The sequence below is a fragment of the Sphingomonas mucosissima genome, from assembly GCF_002197665.1.
Classification (GTDB): domain Bacteria; phylum Pseudomonadota; class Alphaproteobacteria; order Sphingomonadales; family Sphingomonadaceae; genus Sphingomonas; species Sphingomonas mucosissima.
In genome coordinates, this window is sequence record NZ_NBBJ01000007.1 from 1 (window position 1) to 25,335 (window position 25,335).

Annotated in this window: 18 protein-coding genes and 2 pseudogenes; 11 read left to right on the forward strand and 9 right to left on the reverse strand. The window is 63.6% G+C overall.

Annotated elements, in window-relative coordinates:
* The first annotated feature begins 526 nt into the window (after window positions 1–526).
* Window positions 527–1,157, forward strand: a pseudogene (locus tag SPMU_RS15680) (tyrosine-type recombinase/integrase).
* 218 nt (window positions 1,158–1,375) lie between these two features.
* On the opposite strand, the gene SPMU_RS15685 reads toward SPMU_RS15680, so the two are convergent.
* Complete coding sequence (locus SPMU_RS15685; protein ID WP_088335196.1) at window positions 1,376–3,907, reverse strand: M16 family metallopeptidase; 2,532 nt, start codon at window positions 3,905–3,907, stop codon at window positions 1,376–1,378.
* A gap of 350 nt (window positions 3,908–4,257) precedes the next feature.
* Between SPMU_RS15685 and SPMU_RS15690 the strand changes: the two genes are divergently transcribed.
* The 4 genes and pseudogenes from SPMU_RS15690 (at window position 4,258) to SPMU_RS15700 (ending at window position 6,846) form a co-directional block, all read left to right on the forward strand.
* Window positions 4,258–5,625, forward strand: coding sequence for an erythromycin esterase family protein (locus SPMU_RS15690; protein ID WP_088335198.1), 1,368 nt, complete (start codon window positions 4,258–4,260; stop codon window positions 5,623–5,625).
* An 81-nt stretch (window positions 5,626–5,706) separates the two neighbouring features.
* A complete protein-coding gene (locus tag SPMU_RS15695; RefSeq protein WP_088335200.1) occupies window positions 5,707–6,339 on the forward strand; it encodes an SGNH/GDSL hydrolase family protein in 633 nt (210 codons plus the stop codon).
* 8 nt (window positions 6,340–6,347) lie between these two features.
* Window positions 6,348–6,416: pseudogene (locus SPMU_RS17570) on the forward strand (hypothetical protein); the annotation flags it as partial.
* 28 nt (window positions 6,417–6,444) lie between these two features.
* A complete protein-coding gene (locus SPMU_RS15700) occupies window positions 6,445–6,846 on the forward strand; it encodes an RNA 2'-phosphotransferase (RefSeq protein WP_245833425.1) in 402 nt (133 codons plus the stop codon).
* A 94-nt stretch (window positions 6,847–6,940) separates the two neighbouring features.
* Here SPMU_RS15700 and SPMU_RS15705 read toward each other — a convergent pair whose 3' ends face one another.
* Together SPMU_RS15705 and SPMU_RS16745 are read right to left on the reverse strand one after the other, a co-directional pair.
* On the reverse strand, window positions 6,941–8,176 hold the full coding sequence (locus tag SPMU_RS15705) for an erythromycin esterase family protein (RefSeq protein WP_169715741.1): 1,236 nt from the start codon (window positions 8,174–8,176) through the stop codon (window positions 6,941–6,943).
* Between the two features lie 73 nt (window positions 8,177–8,249).
* Window positions 8,250–8,477, reverse strand: a complete 228-nt coding sequence (locus SPMU_RS16745; RefSeq protein WP_140418496.1) for a hypothetical protein — start codon at window positions 8,475–8,477, stop codon at window positions 8,250–8,252.
* A gap of 86 nt (window positions 8,478–8,563) precedes the next feature.
* Here SPMU_RS16745 and SPMU_RS15710 point away from each other — a divergent pair, with 86 nt between their 5' ends.
* The 3 genes from SPMU_RS15710 (at window position 8,564) to SPMU_RS15720 (ending at window position 12,902) form a co-directional block, all read left to right on the forward strand.
* The gene (locus SPMU_RS15710) at window positions 8,564–8,962 is read left to right on the forward strand and encodes a DUF4267 domain-containing protein (protein WP_088335204.1); all 399 of its coding nucleotides are present in this window, start codon (window positions 8,564–8,566) and stop codon (window positions 8,960–8,962) included.
* Between the two features lie 282 nt (window positions 8,963–9,244).
* Entirely contained in the window at window positions 9,245–10,837 is a 1,593-nt protein-coding gene (locus SPMU_RS15715; RefSeq protein ID WP_088335206.1) for a M28 family peptidase, read from the forward strand.
* Window positions 10,838–11,087: 250 nt separating this feature from the next.
* A complete protein-coding gene (locus SPMU_RS15720) occupies window positions 11,088–12,902 on the forward strand; it encodes a M14 family metallopeptidase (protein WP_088335208.1) in 1,815 nt (604 codons plus the stop codon).
* Window positions 12,903–13,370: 468 nt separating this feature from the next.
* Here SPMU_RS15720 and SPMU_RS15725 read toward each other — a convergent pair whose 3' ends face one another.
* The 5 genes from SPMU_RS15725 to SPMU_RS15750 form a co-directional block, all read right to left on the reverse strand.
* Window positions 13,371–13,676 carry a DUF2149 domain-containing protein gene (locus tag SPMU_RS15725; protein ID WP_088335210.1) on the reverse strand — a complete coding sequence of 102 codons (306 nt, stop codon included), beginning with the start codon at window positions 13,674–13,676 and terminating at the stop codon, window positions 13,371–13,373.
* On the reverse strand, window positions 13,676–14,146 hold the full coding sequence (locus SPMU_RS15730; protein ID WP_088335212.1) for a MotA/TolQ/ExbB proton channel family protein: 471 nt from the start codon (window positions 14,144–14,146) through the stop codon (window positions 13,676–13,678). Before SPMU_RS15730 ends, SPMU_RS15725 begins: the two co-directional genes overlap by 1 nt.
* Window positions 14,133–18,014, reverse strand: a complete 3,882-nt coding sequence (gene cobN / locus SPMU_RS15735) for a cobaltochelatase subunit CobN (RefSeq protein ID WP_088335214.1) — start codon at window positions 18,012–18,014, stop codon at window positions 14,133–14,135. The genes SPMU_RS15730 and cobN overlap by 14 nt, the downstream gene beginning before the upstream one ends.
* Window positions 18,015–18,016: 2 nt before the next feature.
* Window positions 18,017–20,008 (reverse strand): TonB-dependent receptor domain-containing protein, encoded by a 1,992-nt coding sequence (locus tag SPMU_RS15740; RefSeq protein ID WP_140418497.1) that lies wholly within the window; start codon window positions 20,006–20,008, stop codon window positions 18,017–18,019.
* Window positions 20,009–20,799: 791 nt separating this feature from the next.
* Complete coding sequence (locus SPMU_RS15750; protein WP_088335220.1) at window positions 20,800–21,276, reverse strand: Crp/Fnr family transcriptional regulator; 477 nt, start codon at window positions 21,274–21,276, stop codon at window positions 20,800–20,802.
* A 1,091-nt stretch (window positions 21,277–22,367) separates the two neighbouring features.
* Between SPMU_RS15750 and SPMU_RS15760 the strand changes: the two genes are divergently transcribed.
* Together SPMU_RS15760 and SPMU_RS15765 are read left to right on the forward strand one after the other, a co-directional pair.
* Window positions 22,368–23,615: a hypothetical protein gene (locus SPMU_RS15760; RefSeq protein WP_088335224.1), complete on the forward strand. Its 1,248-nt coding sequence runs from the start codon at window positions 22,368–22,370 to the stop codon at window positions 23,613–23,615.
* Complete coding sequence (locus SPMU_RS15765; protein WP_088335226.1) at window positions 23,615–24,340, forward strand: HAD family hydrolase; 726 nt, start codon at window positions 23,615–23,617, stop codon at window positions 24,338–24,340. Before SPMU_RS15760 ends, SPMU_RS15765 begins: the two co-directional genes overlap by 1 nt.
* On the opposite strand, the gene SPMU_RS15770 is transcribed toward SPMU_RS15765, so the two are convergent.
* Window positions 24,337–24,771: a hypothetical protein gene (locus tag SPMU_RS15770; protein ID WP_140418498.1), complete on the reverse strand. Its 435-nt coding sequence runs from the start codon at window positions 24,769–24,771 to the stop codon at window positions 24,337–24,339. The genes SPMU_RS15765 and SPMU_RS15770 overlap by 4 nt on opposite strands.
* 20 nt (window positions 24,772–24,791) lie before the next feature.
* Here SPMU_RS15770 and SPMU_RS15775 point away from each other — a divergent pair, with 20 nt between their 5' ends.
* Complete coding sequence (locus SPMU_RS15775) at window positions 24,792–25,109, forward strand: hypothetical protein (protein ID WP_088335230.1); 318 nt, start codon at window positions 24,792–24,794, stop codon at window positions 25,107–25,109.
* Window positions 25,110–25,335: the final 226 nt, after the last annotated feature.

Here is a 25,335-nt window from a genome sequence, read left to right on the forward strand (position 1 = left end):
GGTCGACAGCATGACGCAGTTCCTCGAATATCAGCGGCTATGGTCGGACGAGCTGCTCGCCGAACGCGATCCGGTTACTGGCCGCAAGCTGCGGATCAACCGACCGTCACGTCTGGTGCGCGGCTAGTCAACCCACTGCCATTTCCGAGTACCAACGCCACCGGCAGCGTGTCGCGCGCGCACTAGGCGAGCAGTGCAAGGCGACTACCGGCGTGCCGCTCCGCTATTCGCTGGGTGGATGCTCACCCTGAACTTGGGCTAGAGATTAGCGGGGAGTAGGACTGCTTCTAAGCCATTTCGGAACGGCCGCCGTTGGGAGCCAACCCGTCGATCACGGATGATGGGAATTGGGCGTAAGCGGAACGGCAGCTTTGAGGCCGACAAAAACATTTCATGTCCCGCCGTTCGTCTGACCTCGATCGTAATTTCGGGCGCTTTACAAGCACAATCAACCACATCTTTGAACCGCCCGTTTACCAGACCGGTTTATAGTAGCAGTGTTGAGTCGGCGTAATGGAGATGAGTGATGGGTCACTCGTCGATGGATCCTGCCTTCCACGAACTTCCACCTTGGAACGAAGGTCGGCTGATCGGTGCGAAACGGGCGCTCAAACAGCAGCAGGTCTGGGCTATTCGGTTCTGGCTTGATCAACAAAGGCGATTGCGCGATCGAGCGCTATTCGACTTTGCTATAGATAGTAAGCTGCGTGGCTGTGATGTGGTCAAAACGCGGGTCGGAGATGTCGTGTCGGGTGGACGTATCCGCGACCGTGCCATCATTGTTCAACAAAAAACCAGACGCCCGGTCCAGTTTGAGCTGATGGACACAGCCCGGAAGACAATGCGCGCGGCTGGAGCGTCGCGGCGGTACACTGAACGACTTCGTCTTCCCAAGCCGCAACGACTACATGGCTCATATCAGTACGCGGCAATATGCCCGTCTCGTACACGAGTGGGTCACAGGCATTGGCCTGCCGCCTCAGGAGTACGGAACGCACTCGCTTCGGCGCACCAAGGCCTCAATCATCTACAAGGCGACAGGCAACCTCCGCGCAGTTCAGATCCTTCTCGGCCACGCCAAGATCGACAGCACTGTGCGTTACTTGGGCGTTGACGTAGAAGATGCTTTGGAACTGGCTGAACGCACGGAGGCCTGAGCCGACCCAATCTCGGCCATTCGCCACTGCTCTCCGGCAGCCCAGAAACTGCCATTCGTTCACCTGTACAAACGAGCGACTTCGGTGTTGGAACGCGAGGCTAGAACCGCTGAAAATGGGGGAGGAAAGCGGCCCGGCCGCTTCCAGGGCGACAGAAGGCGATTACCAACAGGGTGGAACGCTGCCGCGGTCGCAAAAAATTGCGACCAATGCACGGTCTAATTTCCGCCGGCCAAGATCCAAGATGGTTCGCGAGACAGAAACTGCCGAGCGCTAGCGCGAACTTCATCCACAGTTGGAGGTGCATCCGAGCTCCGGGTGCCGCCGATAGTTTGATGCGCGATCGCCACGGCTGCACCGCTGCCGGTTTCCCAGCGGGCGGCTTTCTCGGCGGCGATGCTCGCGGTAGCCGTGCGCAACTCTTCATCGGTCACCGACTCCTCCCCTAGGCGGCGCAACTCGCGTTCGACGATGGCCTGCGTTTCCCGCACGTTCGTGGCGCTTACCGGCACCTCCAGCGTCAGCAGGCGCGATCCCTGGTTCTGCGAAACAGTCATTGCGATGCCGTAGGTCCACCCTCGCTCAACTCTCAAGATCCGGTCCAGACGACCGGTTGTGTTGGCGCCGAGGATGGCAAGCGCAGTCTCCAGCCCAGCTGCCTCCGGCGTGTCGGCCGGCGGCAGCGGCAACGCGGCCAGAACCATAGCCTGGTCGCCCGACATCGGGGTCGACACGGTGCCGGGTCGAACGATCTCTGTTCCGTTTGGAGCGCAGGTCGCCCCATTTGACTGCGGCAAGGCGTCGAGTGCGGAAGCGAGCGAAGGCAAGCTTTGGTGCGGGTCGGGTCCGACGTAGATCGCATGCAGATCCCCGCCGCGCCAGCAGGCGCGCATCGCCTCAATGTCAGAAAGCTGGACGCGGTTCAGCGTTTCGCTATCCGGCGCGCGACGTCCGTAGAGCGTCGGCAGTAGGATCTGCGGCAGGGTCAGGACGTTCCGCCGCGATGCGAACACTCGCTCGCCGATCTTCGACTTTGCCGTGACGACCACTGCATCCTTCAATGAGCCGGGCCGGAGTGCTTTAATCAGGATAGATCCCGCACGCTGGAACGTGTCCACGGGCACACGCAGCAGGATCAGGGCGGCCTGGGGATGCTCTTCGACCGTGACGGTGGCACCAAGCCGGTCTAGCGACTGACGAACGGTGCCTTCGCTGACAGGCTGCTCCAGCAACGCTGTGAGTGCGACCGAACGCGCGCCAGCACGATCGTCGCCGCGTTCCGCGCCAGGCAGGATCAGCGCCAGGTGCGCCAATTGACCAGGACGAGAGATCATGGCCAGTCGCCTGCCGCTGACCGATCGGCTTTCCACCGCGTCTGGTGCCTTGAACGGGGCGGTTGCGGTAATTGGCGGCGGCACGAGCGGCCTTTGACCAGCCGTGTTGCTCGGTTGTGACGCGGGGACGAAGGCCAATGTGTAATGGTTGGCGTCTAACCACCGCTTTGCCGCAGCGGTGACGGCGCCGCTCTCGGGGGAGGCGTATCGCGTCAGCCGGCGTTGCCAAGCCATGGGATCGCCAAGAAATCCCTCGCTGGACGCCAGCGTGTCGGCCCGACCACCGAATCCGCCTATTCTCTCCATCCGCGCCAGGAGCGCCGCCCGCCGTTTCGCTGCGACACCCTCGATTTGTTCGTCTAGCGCGCCTCTGGCCAGCGTCTCCATCTGCTCAGTTAGCCATGCCTCCGCACCCCCGAGATCGGCATCCTTTGTCAACGTCACGTCAACGATGAACTGGCTGCCCAACGCCTGCTCGACGATATAGGCGCTCCCCGCCGCGACCGGCGCGACGGAAGTACCCGCCTCAGCTTCAAGGCGCTGCTGCAGCGCATCGGCGAACAGGCCGAGGTCGATCGCCGCTGGAGTACCATAGCCGGGTATGTTCCAAATGCGGAAGATGCGCGGCACTGACACGGCATCGGCTACGACATCTCGCCGCGGCGACGGCAGCGGCGCCGCCCAGGCGACAGGGCCGGATATGCGCTCTCCGGCGGGGATCGAGCCGAAATGCCGGTTGACCAGTTCGGTGGCGCGCGTTGGATCGACGTCGCCGGCCAAGACCAGAATGGCATTCGCAGGCACATAATATCGTCGGTGGAACGCGCGTAGTTCGTCGACCGTCGCGGCGTTCAGATCGGCGATCTCGCCCAACGTGTCGCGGGCGTAGGGGTGCCCAGGATAGGTAGCTGCTGCGACGCGCGTCCAGACCGAGCCGGCGGGACCGGCCCGGTTCTGACGAAGTTCGTTCTGCACCACCGCGCGTTCAGAATTTAACGTTTCCTGGGACAAGCTAGGCGCGAGCGCCGCCATCCGGTCAGCCTCACGCCAGAGCGCATATTCAAGAGCGCCGCTGGGTACCGTCTGGAAGTAGGTTGTTCGGTCGGGCGCGGTGCCCGCGTTCGTGCCGGTCGCGCCGATCCGCCGCATGTCGTTCCAGTAATCGCCCGCGGCGTTCTCACTACCGCGATACATCAGATGTTCGAACAGGTGCGCGAAGCCGGACCGATCTTTCGGATCGTTGTTTGACCCCACGCGATACCAGAGATGCACAGCGACCCGTGGCGTGCTGTGATTCTCGGCAACGATCAGCGTGAGCCCATTGGCCAGTACAGACCGATGAACCGCGTCTGTCGGCTGAGCGGACGCGGCGCTGGGAAGGACGGCGAAGAGGAGGACGAGGAGGAGAAACTGCATATCAATCAGATAGTATGATGAGCAAGGCAGGGGTCTCAATAGTCATCGTTTGACGACGCAGTCACACTGGTGTCGAAGGGCGAATCAGTCTGGTTCTGCAGGGCCGCGCCGAACCGCATAGATGACGGAGGTCTAAGCAGACCCACAATCGCCGTTCAGGACCCACTCAACGCTTCCCGAGATCGGCCGCTCGTTCAGGTTCTGAGGTTGGCTGAGTTCGCCGAGAACCTCGACGATTTGCCGGGTGTGAGCGCATACGCTGCGGACGTGCCGTGCAGGCAGCAAGCAGCTGAAATGGGCCAGAACCTAAGGTGCCTCTGCTCGTTGTTGCTTGCTGAGGGAGCGTCGTGATGCCCGGACTGCAAGAATCAACCGAAGAACTGGATCGAGCAGGTCAGGGAGACCGGATCGCGGCGATGATCGCGCGCGACGCGGATCCGCTTCCGGACATCGACGATCCCGCGTTCGGCCGAATGTTCGACCGGTTCGCGGGCGCGAGGCTAGTCCTCCTCGGCGAGGCGAGCCACGGCACATCCGAATTCTACCGCGCGCGCGCGGCCATCACGCGGCGGCTGATCGAGGAGCACGGCTTCAACATGGTCGCGGTCGAAGCGGACTGGCCCGATGCCGCCACGATCGATCGGCACGTTCGCCATAAGACAGCACGTGCCAATGGCGAACCGCCCTTCACCCGCTTTCCGACCTGGATGTGGCGCAATGCCGAGTTTGACGGCTTCGTGCGCTGGCTCCGGGGCCACAACGAGGCACGCGCCCCTGAGGCGCGCGTGAGCTTTCACGGCTTGGACCTCTACAACCTGAATGCGTCGATCCGCGCAGTGATCGACTATCTCGAGGAAGTCGATCCCGACGCGGCCGCCACGGCCCGTCAGCGCTACGGTTGCCTGAAGCCCTGGCGCGAAGACCTCGCATTGTATGGTCGGATCGCCATGCGCGAGGGGCATGCGCAGTGCGAGGCGGGCGTCGTCGCGACGTTGCGGGACCTGTTCGCGCGGCAGCGGGAGTACGCTGCCGCCGACGGCGACGACTTTATGGATGCGGCGCAGAACGCGCGGCTCGTCGCCAACGCGGAGGCCTATTACCGAGCCATGTATTATGGTTCGGCGGCCAGCTGGAACTTGCGGGACGAGCACATGTTCGACACGCTCGATCTGCTGATGCGCTCCAAAGGGGAGAATGCCAAGGCGGTCGTCTGGGCACACAACAGCCACATCGGCGATGCTCGCTTCACCGATATGGGCGAGTCCCGGGACGAGCTAAACCTCGGCCAATTGGCACGCGAGAGCTATGGTGACGACGCTTGCCTGATCGGTTTCGGCACGCACGGCGGCATGGTTGCGGCTGCGGACGATTGGGACGCGCCGATGAAGATCAAGCGGATCAACTCGTCGCGCGCCGACAGCTACGAACGGCTCGCCCATGACAGCGGCGTAGAACGCTTCCTGCTCGATCTTCGCGAAGGTGTGCACGACCAGCTGCGCGACGAACTCATGGAACAGCGCCTGGAGCGCTTCATCGGGGTCATCTACCGCCCTGACACGGAGCGCTGGAGCCATTATTCTTCGGCCAGTCTGCCCGCGCAGTTCGATGCCTTCGTCTGGTTCGACACGACCAACGCCGTCACGCCCCTGCCGGCGCCCGGCAGGACCGAACGCCCTGAGCGTGCCGGAGCGGATGACACATATCCGTTCGGACTCTGAACGACCTGCCGGAGACATCCGTGGCGGCCCTTCGCATTTTCCGGCAAGTGTGGTTGCGGAGCCAAGAGCTGAGGACAGACTATGAGCCATGTCGTGCTGCTCGGAGACTCCATCTTCGACAACCGGGTTTACGTCTCGCCCGAGCCCGATGTTCGGGATCAATTGCAGACCCGTCTCGGTAGCGACTGGAGGGTCACGCTGCTGGCGACCGACGGCCATGTCACTGCGGACGTCAGGCGGCGGCAGCTTCAGCGGATGCCGAAGGACGCGACCCACCTCGTCATCTCCGTCGGGGGCAACGATGCGCTTGGCCATGCCTCCATTCTTGGCGAGCGCGCCGGTTCCGTTGCGGAAGCGGTCGAGCGGCTGGCGCAGGCGCAGTCCAGCTTCGCCGCCGTCTATTCCGACATGACCGACGCGGTCATCCAGCTCGGCATCCCGAGTGCCGTCTGCACGATCTACGATGCGAACTATCCCGAGCCGCAGCGACGCCTGGTCGTCACCGCGCTCACATTGTTCAACGACGTCATTACGCGCACCGCGTTCTCGCGCGGGCTGCCGCTCATCGACCTCCGCCTGATCTGCAACGACCCTGCGGATTATGCCAACCCGATCGAACCCTCGGCCCAAGGTGGCGACAAGATCGCAGCTGCCGTTGCTGCCATGGTTCGTGGTGACATGACGGGGCGGCTGGTGTCTTCCGTGTGGGTGTGAGCGTGACGATGTCTGGAGAGGACACGCGTCTGTCGAAGGCCCTGTCCTACCGGCTGCGACATCGACCCGACGCAGCCGGCCTCGTGCTCGATGAGCAGGGATGGGTTGACCTCGGCACAGTGCTGGCGGCGCTGGCCGGTCGGGATCCCGGCCGACTTCGACCGGCTCCGGATGATGATCGATCGCAACGGCAAGCAGCGCTTCGAACTTTCGCCAAACGGCAAGCGGGTCCGGGCGCGACAGGGTAACTCCGCCGCCGTTGCTCTGGACTGGCCTTCGGTCGTGCCGCCGGATCTGCTCTACCACGGCACGATCGGGGGCAATCTTGATGCCATTCTGAAGGAGGGACTACGCCCGATGCGGCGACATCACGTCCATCTCTCGCTGGATGTCGAAATGGCAAGCAGGGTCGGAGCGCGCCGGGGTATACCCGTGGTCCTCGGGGTGAAGGCGGGGGAACTCCATGCCCGCGGCACACCCTTCTTCCTGACGGCGAACAATGTCTGACTTGTGGAGGCAGTGCCGCCGCGATTTATTGCGTTTGAAACGCTCGCCGGCAGCGAGCGGGCCCCGTGAGGCTTGCCCTGCTAACAGTCGCTGTTCACGGGAGCGGAGTGACAGCTGTGGTCTTGTCCAGAAACGTGACCGCATCGAACTCGGTCGCCAGCTGTACGCGAGAATAGACGGCCTCGGGCATCCTCGCGTCGTACACGGCGCCGACGCCACGTTGCGGACGCTTATCGCTATGCCCGCCGTGTGCAGCACCGCGCAGCATCAGAACCGCGCGCTCCTCGCCGGAACGGCGGAGCAGGCCCTCGACGCTGTTTCGCGCCGCAGGATCGAGCCGGTAAATCTGGCCGGGCCGATCCCATGCGGGAGCGGCCATGAAGGTACCCGAATGGGTCAGCAGTCCCATCGCGAAGACCTGGTCGCCTCCGTCCCCACGCAACAGGTCAGCGATGCTCGTTTCCCCGCGATCGACCATCGTCGTGCTGGCCGCCCGCGCGACGTGACTGTTGTGCGTCCACACGATCACGCGCGCGGTGCCACTCTGCCCGGCCGCGTGAGCGGCAACCCGCTTGATCGAAGCCGCCATGCTGCGCTCACGCACGTTCCATGAATAGGCGCCGGCAAAGGAAGCGTGTAAATAGGCCTCCCCGTCAACCAGTGCCTCCGCGGCCTGAAAAGCCGCAAAGCGCTCCTCACCTGCAGTCACGAGGTCGACAGTCGGCGCATGCCTCAACGCGTCCAAGAGAGCTTGCGCGGGAGCCGCACATGATCGCGCCGCTTTCCGCGAGGCAACGCCATACGCTTCGGTGCTCCGCCGGTGCGGTGCGAAGCATCTGATGGCAGCATTCGCGGCAGCAGCAGCGCCGGGCACATGAAGCCGGACGTAGGCGCGGACCCGCTCCAGTGCGCCGTAGAGATCATAGACATCCATGCCATAGAGGCCGACCCGCTCCGCTTCCGGAAGGCGGAGGTTGGCGGTCCGGAGAGCCTCCACGAACCCGGCGAACTCGGCGTTGCGCCACATCCAGCGCGGAAAGCGCCGAAAGCTAGATAGCGCCTCGGCAGCGGACCGGTCCAGGCCGATCCCGCGCACGAACAGATTGACCTGCTCGACCTCGGTTCCGTCCGCCTCGATCACCACTGCGCTGGCGCGGTGATCGTCGAGCAACCGCATCGTGACCTTCGCGCGTTCGGAATAGAATTCGCTCGTGCCGTGTGTCGCCTCCCCCAAGAGCACAAACGTCGCGGCGCGCGCGGCTGCGATGACAGTATCATCGCCGCGGCCGAACTCCCCACCCGGCACTGCACCTCCGGCAGGAACACTCATCGCCGACGCCCCCCACAGCAGCAGCGAGCCTGCGAACCGGTGGCGCCGCCGAACCGGATAAGCGCCGGCTGCCTCAACGGCCTTGAGAGGGCACATTTCCCGTGCCGGCACCGCCTGTGGACCCGCCGCCCGTGCCGATGCTGCCTATGCTCGCACCTGGGCCACCGCCAGGGAGCGTTCCTCCCGGCTGGAGATCGCTGGACAGGCCGTGTCCCGAAGACGGCTGATGCTGAAGATCAACGTCGGGCGCGTCCTCTTCCACCTTCTTCGATTGCTCCGCGTTATCGCCTTCGTGCGCCATCGAACCTCTCCAAGGATCCCTCAAATCAGCGCAAAGGCGCAGCGGAAGTTCCGCTTTATCGCGGTCAAGCTGCTGGGAGGCAACGAATGAATAAACCAGCTTCCTTTGGCAAAGCCCTGCCCATGACGATCACGCTGTTGGCCTGCATGTTCGCCGGGCTTGGTGCACTGTTCGTGTTGGCGCCTGCAACAGCCGCAGCGTTTTACGGAATCGACGCTGGATCATCCTCCGGGCTGTTCTACGTTCGCGCCGTCGGGTTTCGCGATCTCGCACTCGCAACGTACCTGTTCGGGCTGACACTCACCCGGCAATTCCGGGCATTGTCGATCGTGATGCTGTCGACTCTGGTCATCCCGGTCGGCGACATTCTCCTGCTCGCCGTGTCCGGCGGAGCGCGGCCGATCCACTATCTTCTCCACGCCGCCAGCTTCCTGTGCTTCGCCGGGCTGGCCTGGTGGGCGGGACGATCGGAAAGCGCGCGATGACGCTCGATATACCGCCGGGATGGGCTGTGCTGGCGAATCAGCTCGCCTCGTCATCGTGGCGGCGCCGAGTATAAACGACCCACAACCAGTCACTCAGCGTGATGGGGTGGTTTACCGACTCCGGACGCTGGTTCATATGAACCAACGGTTCTTTTGGCGGCATTGCGCCCGGCTGACTGATCGACCCTCGGAACGATCTGGCGCTTGCTGGAAGCGCTCCAAGGATAGATCCGGATTTTTATCGCCTTGCTATCGCGCGTTCGATCCGCTCCCTTGCGGGTCATGCTGCTTCTTTCTCTCCTGCTGGCCGGCGCGGCTCCGACCATCTCGCCGGCCGAAATCAAAGCCGATGTTCGCGAACTGTCCTCCGACACCTTCGCAGGTCGCGGACCAGGTGAGGATGGGGAAACAGCGACACTTGCATATCTTGAACAGCAGTTCGCCAGCGCTGGGCTGCAACCAGCGGGAACGAATGGCAGCTGGTACCAGGACGTCCCTCTCGTCCGGCTTGACCGCCTGCCGGGCGCCGCACTGTCCCTGACCGTTTCGGGTCGCCGGATGCCACTCGCGATTGGTCGTCAGGCGTCGCTCGGGCTCGCGAATGCGGGTCGAACGCAGATCACCGATGCTCCCCTGGTCTTTGCCGGTTTCGGCATCGTGGATCCGGCAACGGGCCACGACGACTTCGCCGCGGTCGACATGGCAGGCAAGGTTGCGCTCGTGCTGGCGAACGATCCTGATTTCGAGGCTGGTGAGGATCTCGGGTTTGAGGGCAAGCGGCTCGTCATCGGAGGACGTGTCGGCTCGAAATTTGCGGCGGCCCGGAAGGCCGGGGCCATCGGCGTGCTCGTCATCCACGAGGACGCAGCCGCGAGTTATCCGTTCAGTCAGGTCACCCAGCCACTGCCGAGCGCCGTACCCGCACCGCTGGCAACCAGTTCGCTCCAGCTGACGGGTTGGCTGGATCGATCGGCCTGGACGCCGCTGCTCAAGTCGCTCAACTTAGATCTCGCCACGCTCAAGGCGCGCGCCCGGACGCCCGGTTTCCAGGCGATGCCGCTCGACAGCGTCGCTGTTTCGGCTTCGGGCGACGTGAAGGCGACCCCATTCACCAGCCGGAATATCGTCGCACGCTTGCCCGGTACCACCCATCCCGAGGAGGTCGTGCTCTACGGCGCGCATTGGGACGCCAACGGGCGCAACGCGCCGGACGCGACGGGCGATGCGATCCGCAACGGCGCCGTCGACAACGGCATCGGTACCGCCGAGCTCCTCGCGGTCGCGCGCGCGTTCGCCAAGGCGCCCCGCACGGGGAGGACGGTCATGTTCGCCGCCTGGACGGCGGAAGAGAAGGGTCTGCTGGGCGCGAGCTTCTATGCCGCCCACCCGTTGACACCGCTCGAGACCACCGTCGCCGTCATCAATCTCGATCCGCACGTCGCGTTGCCCACTTCGACAACGATCGAATTGATTGGCGGCGGTCGAACGACGCTCGAAAACGATCTTACGCGCGTGGCGGCTCAGCAGGGCCTTCGGGTGGTACCCGAGCCCAGCCCCGAGGCGGGATGGTATTTCCGGTCCGATCACTATCCATTTGCAAGCGCCGGCGTGCCCGCACTGGCGTTTCGCATCGGGCGTGATCTCGCGGCAGGCGGTGCCGCCGCGGGAAACCGGATCGTGGAACGCTATAACGCCCGCTGCTATCACCAGCCCTGTGACGCGTTCGACGCTGGCTGGACTGCACAGGGCGCGGCACAGGAAGCAGACGTCGCCTTTGCACTCGGGCGCGAGCTCGCTGCAGGGCGATCATGGCCGGGCTGGACGGACCCTGCTCTGCAGGCAAAACGCGATTTGTCGAAGGCCCGGCGCCAGTGACCGTACGGCGGGCGACGGTTAACGAGCGCGCGCGCGAACCATATTCTTCATCGATCTGCCCTTAGCCGATACGTCATCGTCCAGTTCCGGCTCGACCACGGATGCTCCCCTGATGGTGTCGACCGGCGCTCCTTGGCGCACCGTTATATCATCCGTGATGACATATTGTCTTATGAAAGATGTAGCAGCAGGCAGCCTCAACGGCATACCTGCCCAGCAGCGGACTAACAGGAATTCGACAGTGTGGCAGATGCGCCTTCCCCTCACACCATTGCGCACTCGAGTTTTGGTCGCCTTCTTAGCGACCATCGCCATACCAGTGGCAGCCGCGGACGCCCCGTCTAGGTTCGTGTCAGACACGATTCTTCCGGCGGCCATGCCTTGGAAGGGTGCAAGCGAGCGCTTGATCGCTTCAGCGGACGACTCCTGGATCACGCCGGCTGAGGCGGCGGAGTTCAGGAAGACGCCGAGCTACGCGGAGGTCATGTCCTGGCTGCAGCGTCTGGACGCTGCCTCTCCCCTCATCACCGTGAAGACCTTTGGTCGCACTACCAAGGGACGCGAGATGATCTATGTTCGCGCGAGCAAAGGCGGCGCCGGCAAGCCGGTGGTGCTAGTGCAAGGGGGCATCCATTCGGGCGAGATCGACGGCAAAGATGCCGGGCTGATGCTGCTGCGCGACATCGCGCTGCGCAGGAAAGACAGCTTGCTCGACAAAGTCGATCTGGTGTTCGTGCCGATCTACAATATCGACGGTCACGAACAGATTAGCGCGTATAATTTCCCGCACATACGCGGTCCAGCCGAGAAGGGCCGTGACGCCAACGCACGCAATATCGACCTCAATCGCGATTACGCCAAGCTCGATGCACCAGAGTCCCGGGCGATGATTAGCCTTATCCGATCGCTCGATCCCATCCTCTATATCGACTGCCATGTCAGTGAAGGCTTCGACATGCAGTATGACATCACCTTCACCTATGCCGGATGGGGCAAATATGCACGTCACCGTGCGACCGCAGACTGGCTGGAAGGGCGCTTCGGTCCGGCCGTGTCGAAGGCGCTAACCGCGGCGGGGCACACGCCGATCATCTACCCCAGCCCAATCGACACACGCCATCCGGAGAAGGGCATTCGCTACGCTCCCGAAGGACCGCGCTATTCGACCGGTTACGGTGACTTCATTGGTATGCCCACCGTGCTGGTCGAAAATCATATGCTCAAGCCCTATCGCCAACGCGTGCTCGGTACATACGTGCTGCTGGAAGCAGCGTTGAAGATTGCGGCGACTGATGCCTCACGGGTCTCAAGGGCCAAGGCAGAGGATCGTGCCAGCCGACCGACGGAGCTGCTGACCAGGTGGAAGCCCGCCGCGAGCCCGATCGGCTGGATCGACAATTTCAAGGGCGTGGCTTTCGACACTTACAGGTCGCCAGCCTCCGGTCGGGAGGAGCAGCGCTGGCTCGCCAAGCCGATCACCTTCCGAATGCCAATTATCGGTCAGACGCCTACGGAAACAGTGCGCCTGCCCAAGGCATGGTGGGTGCCGGCCGAGCAGGCCGAGGTGATCGATCGACTACGCCGCCACGGCATCACGTTCGAGACGACGCAGTCACAGAGGAGGCTCAGCCTCGACGAGGTCCGCCTCGTCGATCCCAAGCTCCTGCAGCCGAGCGAAGGGCGATACCCAATCACCGCCCGGTTCGTGCATGGCCAAGTTGAGCAGGTCATGCCGGCGGGCAGCGTGCGGGTGCCCGCGGACCAGCCGCTCGGATTGTTGGCGGCGTCGCTGCTTGAACCTGAAAGCCAAGACTCGTTCCTGGCCTGGGGCTTCTTCCCAGAAATGCTGTCGCCAGCACCGAATACGGACGCATTTGTGCTCGCCGCTCTGGGCGATCAGCTTCTAGCAACCAATCCGAGGATCAAAACAGTATTCGAAGGGAAGCTTCGCGACGAGCCCGCCTTTGCAGCCGATCCCGATGCGCGTCTCGCCTGGCTTTATGCGCAGGCTGGGCCGGGGCATCCCTATCCGCTGCGCTATCCGATTGCTCGCGAAATTAACTGAAGGTCGAAGCTATCCGGCTATACAGCGCTGGCTCCTTGAAAGGGGAACCAACGATTGGTTTCGGATAGGTATCGCGAAATGCGACTACATACCCGACGCCAAGAAATCAGGATATTTGCAACAGCTACCAAGCAGCGCGCTCGGCCCAAAGCCGCTCAGGGTCGGATTTCGTTTCGCGGGATCGGACGGCCGTTCATGTGAATGTCGCCTGGTCCGGCGGACCGAGCCAGCCGCTCGCAACCACTCGAACTAGCACTGCGTGGTCAACCCCGCCGCTGGTGGTGAACGGAAGCCTCGCACAGGAGAACTTCGCGCCTTCGTCGGAGGGGGTCGGGAGCAGCCTTGGCAGTTGCGGAATGGCCGTTCATACCAAGTGCTTCAGAACGCTGCGTTCGGCGCTAGTTCAATAGATGAAGAGGTTGACCATCGCGTGACACATCAACACACCATCTGCTCGGCCGGCCCGGCTCACTCGGGCACGTACACCAGGTCTCCGCTCGGCAAGCGGTAGGTTACGCCCGCCTTTACGCCGCCACCCTGCCCCATCCGTTCGGAGGCGGTGTAGCGCTCCAGCTTCTCGCCGTCCTTGACGGTGATCGTCATGTCCTTCTGGCCCGGGTTCTCGACGACCACCACCTGTTTCGACTGGAACGGGTTGAGCGGATTGCGGGCGATCACAACCATCAGCACGGCGGTGATGACCAGAAACAGGTCGACGAGGTTCACGACTGACAGGATCGGATCGTCGCCTTCGTCGTCTTCGATGAAGCGCATCAAGCGGCTCCCGTTTCGATCGCGCGCAGCTCCTCAAGCAGCCAGCGGCGACGGATAGTGTAGACGAAGAAGGTGATCGACGCCGCAACCAGCGCGAGCACGACCGAGGAGAAGGCGACGACGAGGTTCTCGCCCACAGCCTGCCCATTGTTGCTCCCGAGCGCGAGCAGCGCCGGCCCCATCGGGATCATCGTCGCGACCAGTCCAAGCATTGGCGCCGCACGCGAGACGATGCGCAGCCATTCAAGCCGGCGCAGCACGACGAGTTCGAGGTCGTCGACGGCGCAGCCCGTGCGCTGTTGGTGCGCACGAAGGCGCCCGTTGCGCTGCCCGCGCGCACGCTGCACCGCCTCCGTCGCAAAGCCCCCGAGGCTGACTACGGCATAAGCGAGCGCCGCAAGGATCAGCACCATGACAGGAACGAGGAACAGGCGCGACACGTCGTAGAGCGTCGCCTCAAGCGCGGGCATGGGCATGATCCTTGGGTTGGGCCGGCATGCGACGCGAACGCAACTCGCGCATGACGCCGAAGAGAAAGAGCAGCAGCAGGCCGAGCAGCATCGGCACGATGTTTTGCGAGCGCAACGAAGGCGGCGACGGCGGCATCACCCGTTCGAGCACTATTCCACGGGGTGCAGCAGGCGGGGGGCGTGACTCCGCCGCTGGTGCGCGAACCGGACCAGCCGCTGCGCGCGCAGGTGCCACAGCGGCTGCGGCGCCAAAGCCCATGCGTTTGGTTGTCCGCGTCGGCACTTCGCTGGCCGTGGTCGCCGCGGCCAGGCTGGCCCGCTTCTCCTCAAGCGAACGGCGCGTCGCCTCGTCCGCCCGCCAATAACCGCGCGATACCGCTTCGAGCATCCGCTCGACCATCTGCAACTGTGCAGTCGGATGGACGCGCGCGAAGAAACGATCGAGCCCAAGTTGCCGTGTATCGCGCACATAGGTGTCGTGCATCGCCTGCCACTGGTCGGCGCGTACGCTCGCGGGATCGGTGACTTGCCAGCCCCACAAGTTGTTGACGATACCGAGCATTGCATTCGCGCCGGCATAGCCCTCCGCCTGCATCGCGCCGATCCACTGTGGGTTGAGATAGCGGCCGCGCAGCTCGTTCGACAGGAACGCACCGGTGGTGGTCACCTTTCCTTCACTTTCTCGCATGTCGGCGACATAGAGGTCGGGCGTCTTGCCAGTCAGGCTGCGCACCGCGAGCGAGAGGCCACCGAGATACTCGAACGGGTGGTCGGTCGAGAGCAGCCCGTGCAGGTTCGACGAGCGCGAGAGCACCGCGGCATCGACCCCGCGTAGCTGCTCGGCAAACAGGTTCTCGCCAGTGGTTGCTGTGCCCCATTCGCGCGCGCCATAGGCAAATTGCAGACGCTGCAGGAACGAATCGGCAAGATCCTGTTCGCCGCGCCAGTCCTTCGCCTTGGTGATCTGGTCGGGCAAACCGCTGCCATAGTCTCCCGGCGCGTTGCTGAAGACGCGCAGGCGCGACAGCGCGCGGGCGCGCTCGGGCGCCAAGCCGCGCGCGATCAGCCGCGCTTCGAGCGCCATCGCGTTCGCGGCCGGGCCACGCGCTTCATCCAGCCCAGCCACGAGATCGATTCCGCCAGCGAGCATCCGCATGAAGCCATCGAACTGATCACGATAAACGCTGCTCGCCTGCACCACGACATCGATACGCGCCCGGCCGAGTTCGGCGAGCGGCACCACTTCCAATCGCTCGACGCGCTCGCCACGGCCCCACACCGGACGCAGGCCAAGCGCGTGGAGGATCTGCCCCTCGACCACACCCAGCTGGCGGATCGTCTCTCCTGAAAACATCACGAAGGCCAGCTTCTCCGGCAGCTCTCCGCCGTGCTTGGCTTGGTGCGCGGAAACGAGCGTGTTGAGCATAACGCCGCCCTGCTCATACGCCGCCTTGGTCGGCACCTTGTCGGCCTCGAATGCAAAGAGGTTGCGACCGCTTTCGACTTCGGGGTTGCGCACCGGATCGCCGCCCGCGCCCGGCAGGACGAAGCGGCCTGCAAGTCCCGCGAGCAATGCCTCGATCTCGCCGGTGTTCGCCAGCTTCCGATCGAGCACCACCGCACGCTCGATCTGCCCTCGCAGCGTCGGGTCCGCGATGGTGGCGGGGTTTTCGCCGTCGCGCAGGTAACGCGCGAGCGTGCGATACGTCGAACTGCTCACGATCGTGCAGAAGTCCTCGGCGAACGCTTCTCTTGGATCGAGGCCAAGCGCCTTGAGGTAATCGGGCCCAAGCTGCTGCATCACCGTCGTCAGCCGGTGCTCGGGTGTCGCGGGCTCGCCGAAGGTGTGCAGGCCGAGCGGGATCGTGGCGCGCGCGACCTGATGGAGATGATCGTGAAGTTCGTCATAAAAGCCGGGGAAGTCATGCTCGATCGCACCCTGCGTCCAGCCGATGTCACGATCGAGCTTCGCCGCTGACGCCTTGACTCGGATCTCGGCGGCGACGCGGTCGCGCGCGCCCCCCTCGTCGAGTTGCTCATATTGGTGGATCAGCGCATGAATATCGCGCAGCTCGTCGTAGAGCCCGGAGGGACCGAACGCCGGCGTTTGGTGGCTGATCGTCACCGCGCGCCCACGCCGCCGCGCCTGGATTGCCTCGGCGACATTGTCCTGGATGTACGGGTAGAAGACCGGCAGGTTGCCGACGAGCAGGAAGGGATCGTCGCCGGCCCATAGCCCGCGATCCTTACCCGGCGTCCACTCCTGCGTGCCGTGCGTGCCGAAGTGCACGAGCGCGTCGGCATGGCCTCGAGCCCATAGATACGCGGCGAAATAGATATGGTCGGGCGGCGTCTTCTGGTCGTGATAGCTCTTGGCGGGATCGCCACCACGCGGCGGCTGCGGCAGGATTGCGAGGTTCCCAAGCATCCGCCGCGGTATGACGAACGCGCCACCACGTAGCCAAGGGCTCGCCTCGGGTGTCCCCCAGCGCTCGACGATGGCATCGCGGCGCGCCGTTGGCAGCGTCGTCAGCCACGCCTGATACTCGCCGAGCGGCACCGTGGCGGCCAACCCGCGCTCGCGCAGGTCATCCAGCGTTTCGGGCCGATAGTAGCCGCCGAGCATTGCTTGCCCGTCGGCGATCACCTGCGCTTCCTCACTGGGCGTCACGCGATAGCCTGCCCCGGCCAACGCTGCAGTGACGTTGGCGACGCTCTTCGCCAGGTTGAGGTTGGAGGCCGCGAGATTGTTCTCGCCCACCGGATAGTTCCAGAAGAACAGCGCAAGCCGCTTGTCCGCCGGCGAGGTCGTGCGCAGCGCCACCAGCCGCTGGAGCTTGGCTGCAAGCAGTTCGACCTGCTCCGGGATCGGCGTCGCGATCCCCTTCTCTACCACGCTCAGCACCAGCGGATCGGACGCGCCCCAGCTTTCAGGCACACTCAGCAGCACGGCGGTGCTGGCAGCAGGAATTCCAGTCGTTGCCGCGCGCCATTCACCAACGCTGGCGGAGCGATCGGCGAGCGTTTGGATAACTGGCACGTCGAGCGCAGCGAACTCGGCTGCACGCGCAATGCCGTTCTGCATATGCGTCATGTTGACGATCGCAGCCACGTGAAGCGGGCGCACGACCTTGGCGAGCGCCTCTGGGTCCGCCTCGTCATACCAGAACGGTGCGGCGAGCAGACCTTGAGCGCCGATCGCGGCGACGGCAGCGTCGACGACGCCGGTCTGCATGTCGCGGATCAACCCGTCTGAGATTGCGAGCGCGACGATCGGCCGCTCGCCCCAGCCCTGCGCCACGGTCCAGCGGCGGAAAGCTTCTGGGTCGGCAAAGGGCGCAGGCGCGGAAGGATGGTACAGCCCTGTGGCCCCAAGCCGCACCGGCGCCGGTAGAGCGCTCATGTCGCCGCCACTCCGCGCCAACCGAAGCGCCGTTACCAGCGTCCGGAGATTGGTTGCGCCGCCCCCGGCCTGATAGCCGATAAGCCGCCCTGCAATATCCGCCCCGAGGCCGCCGGAGCGCGGCGGACCGCCACCGATGGCGATCCAGGGCACCTTCAGCGTGTCGAACCCGCCAACCGCGTTTTCGATTAATGCCATGTCGCTCGGCCGCGGACCATCGAATAGCAGCAGGTCGGCACCGTTTGTCAGCTCTGCCGCGGCACCGCCGTTTTCCACCTGCCGCCAGTCGATGCGATAGCCCTCCTCGCTCGCCCAAGCCGCCATGCGCTCGAACTTAGCGGTCAGAGTGAAGCGCGTCGCGATGATCCGGACGACGACCGGCGTTGAGGCGCTGGCGGTTACCTCGGCCGCCGGCGCCGTCGTGCCAAGCAGGACAAGCAGCAGAAGCGTGACGAGCCACCGCATCGTCAGAAGTTCGCCCCCATCCCCGCGAAGAACACGCGCCCCGGCTCCGCGAAGCTGTAAAGCGCGGACGATTCGGCAAGACGCTTCTTGAAGAGATTGTCGACGCCCAACTTCAGCGTCAGCTGCCGCGTAAGGTCATGGCTCACGTCGACCGACCACAGGTTGTAATCGTCGAGCCGCACCGGAACATCGGCCTGATAGATCGTCTGTTTGCCGGTATAGCGTCCGCGCACGTTGAACTCGGTCGCATCAGCCACCTGCCATGCGAGCTTCACGTTCGCACTGTGGTTGGGCCGTTCGGCAAGCTCGCGATCCTTCGATCGGTCGCGCGGCTCGACATAGGTGTAGCTCGCGGACAGCGACAAGGCGGGCAGCGGCGTCACCTGGCCCGAAACCTCGATGCCGCGCACGCGCGCCTCGTCGACGTTGACATAGGCGCGGCGCTCGCGCCCGCGGACCCCGCAGAATTCAACGCAATTAGTTTGCACAAGCCCGTCGAGGTCGTTCTGGAACAGCGTTGCGCCCAGGTTCCAGCTCCGGCCGTAATAGGTACCGCCAAGCTCATACGCCGTGTTCGTCTCGGGCTCGAGATCGGGATTCCCGGTGATGATGAAGCGTCCCCCCGCCGCAACGGTGATGTACCCGAGCGACAGCTGCTTTAGGCTTGGCGCCTTGAATGCCTTGCCCACACCGCCGCGTAGCTTCAGCCCCTCGATCGGCTCGACCACGAGATACGCGCGCGGCGAGGTTTGCCAGCCGTAGGCCGGGTGGTGATCAAAGCGGCTGCCCAGCGTCAGCGACACGCCGTCCCGCAGCGCCCACTCGTCCTGCACGAACAGCGCATTGTGGTTGACGTCCGCCTTTCCTGCCGTGTTGACGGTGGAATCACGCAGCGTCTCGTGCCGGTGCTCGCCGCCCACCGTCAGCCGGTTGCCGGCAAAGACGTTCACCGTCAGACGGCCGTCAAACACGGTATCGGTAGCCTTGGTCGGCTGCGTGGGCGTCTGGTTCTGGTCGCGCTCGTTCACGCGTTCCAACACCGAGCGATAGGCCCGCGCCTGTAGCTCGCCCCAACCGACGCTGCCAGTGTAGCTGCCGTGCGTCTGCGCGCGCGTGATGTGGTCCTGATACTCGTAATAGACCGGCCGCGCGCCGGTCGTGACGGTGTCGCGCGCACGATCGTCGTCGATTGCGGCCTGACCGATCTCGATGCGATGCCCTTGAGCCGGCTCCCACCAGCCGATGATACTGCCGCTCAGCGCCTCACGCGCTTCTAGCTCGCTTTCGCGTGGACTGAGCGGGCTCTGGGTGCGGCGGCGGTGGCGATACTCGCCCCACGCGACGACGCCCAGGCTTGGGGTGATCGAGCCGCCGATGAGCGCCGACAGCTGACCTGTGTCGCCGCCCTTCCCGTCGCGTAAACCGAGCAGCCCAAGCCCACTCGCCTCCAGTCGCTCGCTCGGACGCCGCGTGATGACGTTCACCACGCCGGCCAGCGCTTCCGAGCCATAGAGCGCTGAAAGCGGTCCGCGGACCACCTCTATGCGCTCGATCGCGACACTCGGCACCCAGCCGAGGTCAAAGTCTGCATGCGCCATGTTTGCCAACGCATCGTTGATCCGCCGCCCATCGATCAGTGTCAGCAGATGCTCGTTCGACATGCCGCGGATCGAGATGCCGCGCCGAGTCATTCCGATGCCATTGATGACAATACCGGGTTCGTTCTCTAGCGCTTCGGCAAGGTCCTGCACGGGACGGCGGCGCAGCTCGGTTCCCGTGACGACCGACATGGTCGCCGGCGCGTCGGCGAGCGGCTGCGCGCTACGCGTGGCCGTGACGACGATCTCCTGCCCCTCAGTGGCGGCCGTACGTTCGGCCGCGGCGCGGCGGGCTTCCTGAACCGCCTCCGCAGCGGTGAGATCGCTCGCGTTCGCAACGTTGGACAGCGCCAGGGCGGAAGCGCCAGCGAGGAACATCAAGTTCTGAAAACGCAACGGATGTCCCCCCGGACGTGATGTCGCCGACGCACGATTCGGCGGCAACGCCGCGCCGTTTAGCAGGATGATATCTTATAACTCAACCCAATATTCTGATATCTCATCACACGATCTTACCCGCCAGCTGAAACATTTGGCGGCTTCGACCTGCGAGATTGCGACAAGCAGAGTTACACCAACGCTGCGAGTGGAGTGATGTTGGCCCCGGCTTAGGGACCTCTAACGCCTGTGAGCGACGGCTCTTAGCGACAGCGGGTGCCTAGTTGCGACTCGACCATGATCTCGGATGACCTCCTTCAGCCTAGAGGCCCTGATGCAACGACCCACAAGCTGTCATTCCCGAGCCGATCTGGGCCTCTCAACTCCGGCCGCTCGTTCATGTGAGCGGCGCCGCAGAGGTTGACCGGTAGATGGTTGTCCCAACCACCGGCCTTTCCCGAGAACGATCGAGTATCGGGACAACTCTGGCATTCCAGAATCTCATGATCAGCATGGAAACGGGACGAGGTCGGCACCGATCAGGCGCCTGCCAGCGCCCGAGGTTTGTCCTTGCCAAACGGCGCGATCAGCTTCCGATACTCGGCTTCGGGTCGCCCGTAGCCTTCGCCTGCAAGCTCTTCGAGCTTCTCGCGATCGAGAATGAGAACCCACCCCCGCTTGGACGGATCATGCCGGCGCCTTCTAGGACATGAAGCGACACGATAACGCTGGATCGGTCGGCTGCGATCATCATCGCCATGAACTCATGTGTCGGCATGTCTCGTCGCTGTCATTGCGGTCGTGGCACATCAGAGCCAGCGCGCGAGCCGGGCCTCGGTGCGCTGATGAGCATTGGAGATGGCGCTACCCGCGGTTTGAATGATGAAGGTCTGAACGTAGCGCAGCAGCGTTATGCGCAAGGTGGCGCTCTGGTTCATCGCCTTCAGGAAAAGCGACGCCCCGACGCGCAGTCCAGTGCTACCGTTCACCTGTACGAAGATCAGGTGCGGTGAGGTGTCTGCGCCCGGCAGCAAAGGCGTGCCCGCGAATTCTTCGCGGCCAAAGATGCCGACTTCGGTGGGGCCGGAGTCGATCTTGTGCGCAATCACCGAGGCGACACCGCCCTCTGGAAACCAAACATGGTCGATTGGCTGATTGGCGGGAAGCAGCACCTTCTCGCGTTCCAGCTTCTCACGCGTGAAGAACGGCTTGAGCAATGCCCAATCATCGAGCGAAAGCACGGCGAGTAGCAGGTTGGTCGTGTAGCGATCATCTGGGTGCGACATGCGCGCGCCCTCAAGCTGGGGCGATAGCGCAATTGTCCTCCGGCCGCCTGCGCCCTGAAGCTCAGCGAGCGATGATAGCCATATAGGTACGCGGACCTAATTCGTCACCGGTCTGTGGTGCATCAACAGTTCTCGTCTGTAATCATTTCAACGCTTCGGAATATCCAGTGAAGTTGGTGGGCCGGGAGGACGGTACTTCGGAGCGAGACCCCGGGTCTCGGACGGGGATTAATCACCCGCCACAAGGAATTGGTGGCTCAGCCACATTGGGTGGCGGTCATTCTCACCACGTGCGATCCAACCTGAACCGATTTTCCCGAAAGATCGCAACATGTCCAAGGATGATCGGTCCTATTATCAGCGTCGCGCTGAGGTTGAGCTCGAGCGCGCGCAGTCGGCAACGCTGCCAAGGGTCGTTCGAGCGCACTACCAGCTTGCTGAGGCATATCTCGGTAAGGTTGGTTCTGACGGGCCCGCTAAGGTCGAAGCGTCGTGATGGAGGGGATGCATCTTGTAATCTCGCCCCTTACTCGCACCGTGCCAGGCCCGCTACCGTCGCTGGCAAACACACGCCTATGGGCGTCTGGCTTCCTCTCGCGTGAAGAACAGCATGCGCTTGAGGACGCCGTGTCGCCCGTAAGGACGGTCGCGCCCAACATCGACCTGGTTCGCGAAGGAGATCGCGTGGACGCGCTGTTCATCGTCACGAACGGTGGGCCTGTCGGTACGCGACGACGCGAGAGGGTGGCCGTCAGCTTTCTGCCCGTTTGGTGCCGGGCGACGTCGCCAACCTGGATTCGCTAACGTTCGAACGGCTCAAGTTTCAACTAGGTTAAGTGCATTAACACTCTTCCTGAATCGAATACCTGATACGTCTGAAGATAGTTATACACACGTAGAGACCCACATTTGTTATGATGGCATGAAGAATGCCTTCAGGCTGCGTCTTCTTGATACTGTGGTGGAATCACAGTTTTTTTGCCACCAGTTCGGAAACTTTCCTTGTTCTTACCAGTTACTTGACATGAATGCAGTTAGACCGGGCGAAGACCTGTCGATCCAGCGTTCCACACCGTCGCTCATGGGCGACAGTGCTCCAATGTCTCACGATCGGTGGTTTTCATGTTGCACATCCATTTTGGCGCGGGCCGTCTTGGCCTCGGCTTGATCGGTCCTGCCTCCAACGGCAGGGATCAGAGCTGTTCCTTTTCAATCGGGCGCAGTCGAGCGTAAAGGCGACTGGCGCTACCTCGCTCGGTTCCGATCGCCGCAATGCGCTACTCGCGACTGGCGGGCCGCACCGCTACCTCAGTCAAAAGCCGGGTGGGGTCGCCGCAGACCGCTTTGCAGTCTGCTACGACGGCTTTGTCACTTATGACGACGACACGCTCCTCGTTGCAATCGAGACGGTCCTCGACCGAGCGCGCCGCGCCGCGGACGGCGTGATTGTCACCGCGTCGATCATTGCGCAGGAGAACTATTCGCCGGTGATTGCAGCACTGAACGAACTTGCCCACAGGCGTGAAGCCGGGGAGGCGATCGGCCCAATCTCGTTCATTGCCTGCGAGAACACACTCAGCGCGCCGGCACTCTTCATGGATGCTGCGGTGCAACCGATGCTCACTACCGAAAGCCAGGTGCATGTCACGCCCGTTCACGCCCTGGTCGACCGTATGTGCGTCGGGCTCGAGGAGGTCGAAACTGGCGACGGTCCCGCAGTGCTCGTTGTCGCCGAGGATTTCGGGTCGGTGAAGCTTCAGCTCAATCCTGGCAGCGAGGGCCTGGTCGCACTTTGCGAGGGCACGACGGTCGAGTTCAGCCGCCATGTAGATACGGAGAAGCAGATCAAGAGCTGGCTGTTGAACGGTACGCACTGGGTCATCGCGTTGCAGGCGTTCGAGGCCAGCCACGGCGATCAGGCGTTGAAGCTCAACGAGTTTCTCCTGTCGCACCCGAGTCGCCTGGAGTTTGCGCGCATGGCCATGCGTGAGATGCAGGAGGGGGTTGCGCTCTTGCTGCGCGGCGACCCTCAGTTCCAGGGGTTCGTGGACGAGGTGGACGTCGACGCCTATCTGACGCAGGCTGCCGACGCCATCCTCCGCCGATTCTGCTCCAATGAAGACCCGATCACGCGCATCCTGGCCCGCTTTCGCGCGCCGACGCCTGACTCGGTGGACACCATCGTCAACTTCTCCAAGCGCTTCGCCGACCGTGTGGATGGGCCGATGCAGGCCTATGAAGCACGACGCGGCGCCTTGCCGCCGGCGGCGAGCCGCGGCGTCGTCAGCCTTATGCGGCTGGTCGCCAATGGCATTTTCATCAACGCCGCCGCTGCCTGATGCCCCCGGCCAGTCTCATCATCTTCGACTGTGATGGCGTCCTCATTGACAGTGAGATCCTGGTCTGCCGGCTCACGAGCGAAGAACTGACACGGGTCGGCTATCCGATCGGCGTGGACGACGTAATCTCACGCTTCGCTGGGCGCGCCGAGCCGTCGATGATCGCTGAAATCGAGCGTGATTGGGGTCGGCCAGTGCCGCCCTCTTACTACAAGCAGATTAGGTGGCGCATCGCGCGCTCTTATCCGACCGAACTCCGAGCCATCCCGGAGGTGGCCGAGACGTTGGCGCAGGTTGAATCGCCGATATGCGTCGCTTCCTCCAGCTATCCCGAAAAGCTGTTGGCGGGCCTGCGCATCACCGGGCTGCTCAATCTGTTCGGTGACAATGTCGTCTCCGCCACCCGCGTGGCCCATGGCAAGCCTGCACCGGACGTGTTCATCTATGCTGCGGGCTGGATGCGCACACCCGTCGACGAGTGCATCGTTGTCGAGGACAGCGTCCCAGGTGTCCGGGCTGCGTGTGCCGCGGGAATGCGCGTGCTGGGCTTTGTAGGCGGACGTCATTGTCGGCCAGGGCACGGCGCTGCCCTGCTGGCAGCCGGGGCAGAGTCGGTGCTCGAACGGATGGGTGACCTGCGGTCCGTAGTACCGGAAGTGTTTGGCGAACGATGCTTTACTCCGGAGCGTGGCGCCTCGATCGGCAACCCTTCGGCTGTCAGTTAGCCAGCCCCCTGGTTGGCTCTCCTATCCATGCCAAGGACGTCGAAGCCGCCATCACGCACGGGTACGAACATGAGATGGATAGGGTTGATAGTGGCTGTCGTTGCGGTGTCCGACTTGAGCGCGGAGGCGGAAGCGCAATCCGGGACCGATGCTGCCGGCGCGATGTGGTCGCACAGAACCATGTGGCCACTTAAAAAAGGGGTGCGGCCGGGTGCCCCTAAGCGCGGGACCATGAGCGGCGTACGCCGCCCGGTCGCGGGCGCGGCTTCGAGCGCTGACCGCGGCAAGCCTTCGGCGCGTGTGCATTGCACCTCGGCCGGCTCCGGCGGTACGAGCTGCAGCGCGAGCGCGCCTGGCAGCACCTCCAAATGAACAATACCCTGATTGGCCGAAAGACCGGACACCGTCGGGCTTCGGCTTCGTTCCTTCATGACAAGGCTCCGCGATTCCCATGGCGCAAGATGAGGAGCGGCTCGTCCATGCCGACTTCAAAATGGTGGAGCGCAGTGGAGCCGGCGAGAACGGATCCTTACGCTGCATTGAGGTGATTTTGCGGTCGGCTTGGCCCTTACCGGTGGACACGTTTGTCACGACCGAGTTGCCCCTCCTCATGACAAAGCTCAACCTGCTGATGGCGGTTGGGGCTACCCAAGTGTCCGAAGGTCAGCCAGAACAGGTCGCCGATCCGGCTCTCCTCACCGAGCCTGTCCTGCGTACCTGCCTGAACAGGCAAGTTCGCCCCTCGCCGGACCATTCTGGTATCGGATGAGGCGCGTCGTATCGCATACCGTTATGGTATGCCGACCCCGAGAGACGCGTCTAGCCGTTTCTGCTTTCCCGCAAACGAAGGTGCAGCGGGATAGCCGGGGCAGGATCGGTCTCCTCGATGACAGCGGTAAGGCCGCTTTCCGAAAGCCTGTTCCCAATCGCGTTTTTCCGAGAGGGTGCGTCGGACCTGGAAACGGTACTGCTACAAGTTGGTGAAGCGGCCTATC